General features: G+C 58.5%; 1 protein-coding gene. It reads left to right on the forward strand.

Going from position 1 to position 1,151, the window contains the following annotated elements:
* Positions 1–43 precede the first annotated feature (43 nt).
* Positions 44–1,123, forward strand: a complete 1,080-nt coding sequence (locus AWB81_RS43300; protein ID WP_062644747.1) for an IS110 family RNA-guided transposase — start codon at positions 44–46, stop codon at positions 1,121–1,123.
* Positions 1,124–1,151: the final 28 nt, after the last annotated feature.

Below are 1,151 nucleotides of genomic sequence, written 5' to 3' on the forward strand. Positions count from 1 at the left end.
TATGTCACGATAGTCTTCCCACCACCAGGCGAAGGAGAGCGACATGGACAGGATTGCCCGTATCGGTGTTGATCTGGCCAAGAACGTCATGCAATTGCACGGCGTCGATGCTGCAGAGCGCGTGGTGGTCAGGAAGGCGGTCTCCAGAGATAAGTTTCTGGAGTGGTTCGCGAATCGAGAACGTTGCGTCATAGCAATGGAAGCGTGCAGTTCGGCCCACTTCTGGGCACGCAGACTGCGTGAGATGGGCCACGATGTCCGCCTTATTCCACCTCAGTTCGCTGCGCCATATCGTAAAGGCGGCGCCCGTGTGAAGAACGACGCGCTTGACGCCGAGGCAATCTGCGAGGCAGCGAGCCGCCCGCAGATGCGTTATGTTCCGATCAAGACTGCTGCCCAGCAAGGCGTCCTGGTTCTTCACCGCGTGCGCCTAGGGTTAGTTGAAGAACGTACGGCTCTTGTCAATCGGCTGCGCGGTCTCCTGGCTGAATTCGGTGTCTTTCTGCCCCAAGGGATCAACAGGTTTAGAGCTGGCTTTGTCGAAGCTGTCGAGGACGGTTCAAATGAGCTTCCGGGACTAACGCGCACGGCGCTGCTTCGCGGCTGGGCGAGATTCAGCGAGATCGAGGGTGAAATCAAATGGTATGACGCGCAGATCGCACAGCATGCCAGGGAAGATCACAACGCGAGACGCGTCGTGGAAATGTTTGGCGTCGGGCTGCTGACTGCGTCGGCAGCAACTGCGACCGTGGGCGACGCCCGCCAATTCCGAAACGGTCGGCAGTTTGCGGCGTGGCTCGGGCTCGTGCCGAAACAAAACAGCAGTGGCGGGAAGGACCGACTAGGGCGTGTGACCAAACAGGGCAACGAATATCTTCGCACCCTTTTGTTCCAGTGCGCGCGCGTGACAGTAACCGCTGCAAGGAGACGGAAGGACAGGTTGTCCAGGTGGATCGCCGCGCTATCTGAGCGTGTGGGGCATGGTAAGGCGTTGGTGGCCGTTGCGAACAAACATGCGCGGGTACTTTGGGCGATCCTGGCAAAGGGCGAGCGATTCAACCCGGACTATATCGACATGCGACGTGCCGAAAACGACGCACTTCCGCGATCCGTAACTCATTAGGCGTAAGCTTTTTAGCATCATCATCTGC

This window comes from Caballeronia arationis (genome assembly GCF_001544975.2).
Taxonomy (GTDB): domain Bacteria; phylum Pseudomonadota; class Gammaproteobacteria; order Burkholderiales; family Burkholderiaceae; genus Caballeronia; species Caballeronia arationis.

Excerpts from the sequence above, each read along its gene's own strand:
- AWB81_RS43300 (WP_062644747.1), top strand. The coding sequence starts at position 44 with ATGGACAGGATTGCCCGTATCGGTGTTGATCTGGCCAAGAACGTCATG.